We start from the raw sequence: 6,981 nt of genomic DNA, 5'->3' as shown, positions 1-6,981 counted from the left end.
AATATAGCAATTTTGGAGCTCCTAACCAAGTAATTTTTAACTCCGTAAAGTAGTACTATTGAAAGTAACAAAACAATCCGACTATCGTCCCAAGTCCGACGCCAATCCACCTGCCAAACCTATCACGCTAGCAGCTAAGCGGATACGTTCCCTTTTGACCCAATTCCTATAGCGCATCCGTAAGCCGCAATATACCGAAAAGCAAAGCCCTCGTTTGCGTTTTGGTATTCCAGGTAGAAAAAGTAGTGGAGCTTTCGAATAAATTAAAATGCATCTCAGATAATTATTTATGAATTTTATTTTAATACCTAGCTATTCATAAAATATTATATTGAAAAAATTTCCAATTCCAAACTATAATACGTACACTTGTTGGTAAATTAAATCAATAAACAGCTATGAAAAAAGAATGGACAAATCCGGAGATGAATGCGTTAGAAATAAGAAATGATTTTTATGCGGGTAATGATGGGGGCATTAAGGGAGACCTGACAGGTTCCCCTGTTTAAACTCATTACACGTAGAAATAATGGAAAACATGGCTATGCAGATTCGCTTAGCCATGTTTTATTTAACTTGGAAAATGCCAAATCTACAGGCTTTTCTCCACTACGACGACTTGCATGCTCTTTAATTCCCTGGAGTTCGGCATTTTCCTTCCACTAGTATTTGCCCTGTACTGGATTATACCAAAAGAAAAAACGAAACTCCGAACCCTGCTATTGCTGCTTGCCAGCTACTTTTTTTACGGCTGGTGGGACCCGCGCTTTTTGGGACTGATCTTTGTCAGTTCCTTGGTTGATTTTTGGATTGGCACGGCATTGGACCGGGAAACGAAGCTCTCCCGCCGGAAATTATTACTCTACACCAGCCTGATCACCAACCTAGGTATACTTCTGATTTTTAAGTACTTTAATTTCTTTGTCGAAAACTTCACCACCGCCTTCACTTACATTGGGGTACCCATCCAAAACTCTTGGTCCCTAAACTTGGTGCTTCCGGTGGGCATCAGTTTTTACACCTTTCAGACACTCGGCTATACCATCGATGTGTATAAGAAAAAGGTCAGCGCCTGCCGGGATCCCTTGACCTTTTTTGCCTATGTCAGCTTTTTCCCCCAGCTTGTGGCCGGCCCAATTGAGCGGGCAACATCCCTGCTGCCACAGTTTGCCACCCAAAAAACCTTTGACTCCGCTCAAGGGAGCGATGGCCTTCGGCTGATCCTTTGGGGGCTCTTCAAAAAAGTGGTGATCGCCGACGGATGCGCGGAATACGTCAATCAGGTCTTTGCTGCATACGAGATTTACCAACCCCACACACTTTTTTTAGCAGCAGTTTTGTTTGCCATACAGATTTATGGGGATTTCTCGGGATATTCAGATGTCGCAATTGGAATAGCTAGGCTTTTTGGCTTCAGTCTAATGAGGAATTTTGCCTTTCCTTATTTTTCCCGTGACATTGCCGAGTTTTGGAAAAGGTGGCATATATCGCTTACTACGTGGCTTAGGGACTATCTTTACATCCCGTTGGGTGGTGGTTTCACGTCTAATTGGTTGAAAGTAAAAAATGTATTAATCGTATTTATGGTAAGCGGGATATGGCATGGGGCAAATTGGACTTTTGTTGTCTTTGGGCTACTCCACGGCATGATGTACCTGCCTATACTCTTCAAATTGCAGCACAGAAGCCATGGTACTATCGGCGAACGCATTGATCGGATTTTGGTGACAGACCTTGTAAAAATGGTTTTTAACTTTGCCTTTGTTTGCTTTACGTTCATATTCTTCCGTTCCGAGTCCCTAACGGATGCGCTCGCTTACCTTCATGGCATGCTTTCTTGGAAGATTTTGGCTATTCCCACCGCATCCCAGGCCAAATTGCTGACCCTAATAGCCCTTATGATGGGCGTGGAATGGCTGCAACGGTTTAAGCGCCACGGATTGGATCTGTCGGGCATGCGCATACCCAAGCCGCTACGCTGGACGATATATGCATCCCTATTGTTGCTGCTGATTCTCTTTGGGAGAGAACCGCAGGACTTTCTCTATTTTCAGTTTTGATCCGACCTAACATGAAGTCCTTTCTGAGAAATCTGTTGCTTTTTGTCAGTATATCGGTATTGTTCGCGGCCCTGTTGCAGTATTCCATCGATCAGGGCCTCCGGAAAACAGACTTTCACCTTTTTCACGACTGGAACCGTATCTATCGCGGACCTATAGGTGCAGAAATACTCTTCGTTGGCTCCTCCCGTACAAAGTACACCTTTGCCATACCATTGCTGGAAAAAACCCTGCGCATCTCCGCTTACAACCTGGGTGAGGCAGCACAGAAATCCTATGTTCAGATGGCAAAACTGCGCCATTACCTACACCACCAAGCAGCTCCCAAGCTGGTGGTTTTTAACATAGACTCCGACTCTTTCGAAGATATCCGCACCCGTGCTAAAACCTATATGCCCTACCTTTCCGATTCCGTTATTGGCAGGGAGCTAGTCCGAACGGGAGAGGTGCCTGCATTTCTACGTTATTTGCCCTTGGTCAAATACTTTGGGAAATTTGATGCCGCCAAGGTAGGCTTGCAGGAGTACTTCTCCTGGCATCAGTACGAAAACCCCAAAACAAAAGGTTACCAAGCGCTGCCGGGCAACTATAACAAACGGCAAGTAGAAGAGATTATCCACCTGTACCCCCTAGGCATTCCCACGCGGATAGATGCCAAGGTAGTAGCCGAATGGGACCGTCTTTTGGGCGATCTGGCAGCAGCGGGAATAGCTGTTCTTTTTGTTTACTCGCCAGAATACCAGACTATACAGCGGCATTACGAAGACAAATCAGCTGTTTTGCACACGGCTCGGCAGCTGGCCTTGCGTCACAACTCGGTGCTGTGGGACTACAGCGACCACCCAATCAGCCATAACACGCAGTACTTCCACGACGATATCCACCTGAACGAGGCGGGGGCTGAGGAATTTTGCCTTGTGTTGGCAGAAAGATTGCAGGAGGAACTGGGAGAGACCTTGGGTTTTTACTAACCTAACTGAAAAAAAATTCTGCGGAAAAATGGTATGGTACGAAGAATAATCTTTAACTTAGTCACCTAATATTGACGCTGTTAAACCTGTAGGTAACCTATCGGGTTTATGAGCTATCAAATTTTTTACTAAACAATTAGTCAGACACAAAAACAGCTTTACGTATGAAAAAAGAATGGGCAAATCCAGAGATTAGTGAGATTGAAATCAGGTTGGGTGCATATAGTGGAGCTGACGTTTTATTAGAGGATTTTGGAGAAGGGGGGGCCTCCTGATCTCCGGTTAGGTTGAACCTAACCATGTACGAAACATGAACCGCCTATGGGTAGGGTACATACATACCGTTTGGTGGGTCACTTTCCTGTTTTATCTTATCCTAATTAAGTCGTATTACGAGGCTGTTGTTTTTTCTATTCGAAAACAAATCAGAATAAAATAATTCGACTATGAAAAAAAAGTGGCTACCCCTAAATTTCAAGAAATATCCATCCAAAACAACCCCGGAACGGCATTGAATGGATTTGCTTCGGGAGGATCTTCCTAATTAGTAAAGACTTGTGTGATAAACGTCAACAAATCCACCATCTCCCGCTTACTTATGCCACCTTCCAAGCCGGAGGACGTAAGGAATATGTGCAGGGTCTAAATCTTATGAATCTGCTTGTGATTCCCCCCCGTTGGCGCTTGAGCCACTTTTTCTCATTCTTCCTTGGGCGTTGCCCAAGGCTATTGATATTGCACCTTTGGTGCGGATAGTTGAATAACGACTAGAGGCGCGACAATAAATCACGACCCTTTCGATACCGCACATGGGAATAAATGAAGAACTGAGGGCACAACGCTATATTAATCCAACTCTTCTGGCGGTTACCCTCCCTTCTTAATAAACGCCAACAAATCCGCCATCTCCTGCTTGCTGATGCCCCCCTCTAGCCCGGCCGGCATGGCGGAAACACCCAACGTCTGAATCTTTTGAATCTGATCGCGTGCAATCGTACGCTCCATGCCACCGACTTGTCGAATGGCCAATGCCGTAGGCGTCTCCGAGGCAATCAAGCCCTGTACCGTTTCCCCATCCTGCAATTCAACAGACCAGAGATCGTAGCCATCCGCTATGGACAGGTTGGGGTCCAAGATATCACTCAGGATATTTTCCAAGCGGCGATTGCGCAGCGAGGCCAGATCGGGCCCAAATACCTGCCCCCTATCCTTCCCCATCTGATGGCATACGGCGCAGTTGGTATCGAAGACTTTTGCCCCTTCCAACGCCGACCCTTCCAGCGCAAGTGCCGCCTCATACTGTGTCAGCACCTCCTTCCGTTCCCTTTCGTGGCGGGTCAGGATCTCCCGGGCACGTGCTTTTAGCGCCAAATCCTTTTGATTCATCAACTGCACGGTACGGGGCCAGCCCAAATGCGAGGGATGTACCACACCCTGATCCAATGCTTCCAGCAGCTTTTCAATAGAAGCGCTACTGCCCATCATGGTCGAAAGTGCGGCCTCCCGGAGCTCCGGTGTAAGTGAAGACCAACTCGCAAAGAGCCGCTCCTGAAAATCGCCGGTAGCCGATTTGGCAAGTTGGCGCAAAGCACTAAGCTGCACGGGCAAGGGCTCTATACTCCCTATCCATCCCCACTGCGTAGCGGTAAATTCTGGGTCGACCACCAACCCTGCTAAGCGAATATATACTGCTCGCTCCTCCCCACTTCGTTGCGGATCCATAGCTAGGCGCTTCGCAAGCATTTGCTCTTGGAGACTGAGTGCGACCCCTCGGGTTCCCATCATTTCGGCCAGTTGTACGAGTGCCGCCTTCACTGAAATATCCGGGTGTTCGAAAATGGCTCCCTTTAGTTCTTGGAGCTGTGCCGCCGACAGGTCATCTGCGCTCAGATTGCCCCTCAACCCTTCGTTAAGCCCGGCCAGCAAAGGTGCCTGCCAGGCCTTGCTAGGCAATTCGATAGCCTGTCCCAACAGCTGCGTCACGGCCTGCCTGTTTGCCTCTGCTCCTACCATACGGGCGAGCTTGCGCAGCAGCGAAGCCTTTTCCGGGCTGCCTTCCCCAAAATCTGCCAAAACCTGCGGAAGCATGGATCGAACCTGATCCGGCACCGCCGAAAGGGCCGCTACCTGCACCCATTCATCGAAGAGGTCCTGCTTGAGTAACCGCTGCCTAACTTCCGCCACACCGCGCAGGTCTACCGTTCCCAAGGTATTCATGAGCTGAAAACGAACCTTTGGATCCGGGTCGTCATCCATGGAAACCAATGCCGGTACCATTTTGGCCGATTGCGGAAGCCATCCCTCGGCAAGCCGGATGGCATTGGCACGTATCCCCGCGTGTACGGATTGCAAGGCATCGACGATCCGATCTTCATCCAGCTTTCCCATACCTTCCAAGGTCCATAGCGCATGCAGTCGCCCAAATTCTTTTTCGTCATTTGACGACAGTGCTCTCAAATCCCCGAGAGACGTGGGGTCGGCCCGGTCTATCAGCAGCCGCTGTGCATTGTTTCTCCACCAAACGTTGGGGTGGTCCAGGTAGGCCACCAATTCCGCTGTCGAAGCCTCGCCCAACCTTATCCGACCACTCCACTGGGCTTTTTCTGTGCCGGTAGGAGAAATACGGTAGATTCTTCCTTGATCGGTTCCGTTATACAAGGCCCCGGACTTGACCACTTCCTCGGCCATCCACTCGGGATGCTCGATGATCTGCCGGTAATAGTCCACCACATACATGGCCCCATCGGGGCCCACATAAAGGTTCACAGGACGAAACCAGGGATCTTTGGAGGCTAAAAACTCTTTGTTTTCCAACAAGCGGCTAGCGGTAAAAGAAGCCCCAGCCGGAATCAGGCGGTCTGCGTGAATCAGGTTGCTTACTGGCTCGTTAACGAAAAAGACCCCTTCCATCGCCTCCGGAAAAACCCCACCCAAGTAAATCAGGGGACCACATGCGGAGGTTACCACTCCTACATCGGTCAGCAACTGATGCTCCGGATTTTCGGTCACGGAATAAACTTCGGCAGCGTTACCATGGTCGGAAATGGATTGGGTGGTATTCGATACCGGAAAATATGGATTGCGGCCGAGGTACTCGGCGCGCATCACTTCGTGGATCACGTGGTTGTTGTTGTTGACCAAAAAACGGTTTCCGTGGGCATCCCAAGTATGTCCAAACTGGGTTCGGCTGGAAAGCAATTCCAAGTCCCAATTATCAGGCTTAAACCGGACACCCCGACCGGCTGCGTTTACGGGCAAGCGTGCGCCATCTGCCTGGGCCGGGAAATGCACTTCACTGCCCTTATCTCCCAGCAATTCCTCGTACTGATTGGTGGTCACCGCAGGTTCATGGCCGAGGTAGATCCAGTTATCCATCGCCAATCGAGGGCTGTTGACATTATGCTGCGGATTGGACCGGGCAAAACCGGTCAACAGTACTTCCTTGACATCGGCCACGCCGTCTCCATCTCTATCTTCCAGGTACCACACATGCGGAGGGTCGGTTACCAACACACCTTGCTTCCAGCGCATGATCCCAGTAGGAAGGATCAGGCTATCGGCAAATACCGTACTCCGATCCATCACCCCGTCCCCATCCGTGTCTTCCAACAGCTTGACCTTGCCACTACCGCTGAGATCCAAGGGATAGCCGTGCATCTCCACCACGTACATCCTGCCATACTCGTCAATTTCCATATCCACGGGATCCGCTACCAACGGCTCCGACGCGATCAACTCGATCTGAAAACCTTCCATCAGTTCAAAAGACCGGATTGATTGGAAAGGCGCCTGATCCGCCCGGTCGGCACCCTTGCAGGAGACTGCCAGCACCCATACAACGAGACTGAAGGATCTCCAAGCACAAGCACCCAGCAAGGCGGTACAACGGGATCGTAGGGAAAAAAGCGAAAAGCGCTGGGAAAGTGAACGAAACGCAGGAAGTATCATGG

Annotated in this window: 3 protein-coding genes; 2 read left to right on the top strand and 1 reads right to left on the bottom strand. The window is 49.3% G+C overall.

Going from position 1 to position 6,981, the window contains the following annotated elements:
• Positions 1 to 623 precede the first annotated feature (623 nt).
• Both IAQ59_RS10980 and IAQ59_RS10975 read left to right on the top strand, forming a co-directional pair.
• Positions 624 to 2,060 carry an MBOAT family O-acyltransferase gene (locus tag IAQ59_RS10980; protein WP_209330849.1) on the top strand — a complete coding sequence of 479 codons (1,437 nt, stop codon included), beginning with the start codon at positions 624 to 626 and terminating at the stop codon, positions 2,058 to 2,060.
• 11 nt (positions 2,061 to 2,071) lie between these two features.
• Entirely contained in the window at positions 2,072 to 3,031 is a 960-nt protein-coding gene (locus IAQ59_RS10975) for a hypothetical protein (RefSeq protein ID WP_209330848.1), read from the top strand.
• 867 nt (positions 3,032 to 3,898) lie between these two features.
• Here IAQ59_RS10975 and IAQ59_RS10970 read toward each other — a convergent pair.
• Positions 3,899 to 6,979, bottom strand: a complete 3,081-nt coding sequence (locus IAQ59_RS10970; protein ID WP_209330847.1) for a PVC-type heme-binding CxxCH protein — start codon at positions 6,977 to 6,979, stop codon at positions 3,899 to 3,901.
• Positions 6,980 to 6,981: the final 2 nt, after the last annotated feature.

Origin of the sequence: Lunatimonas salinarum (genome assembly GCF_017811155.1) — a bacterium.
Lineage (GTDB): Bacteria > Bacteroidota > Bacteroidia > Cytophagales > Cyclobacteriaceae > Lunatimonas > Lunatimonas salinarum.
The sequence above is the reverse complement of the archived record's forward strand: the minus strand, read 5'-3'. Positions and strand labels throughout refer to the sequence as shown.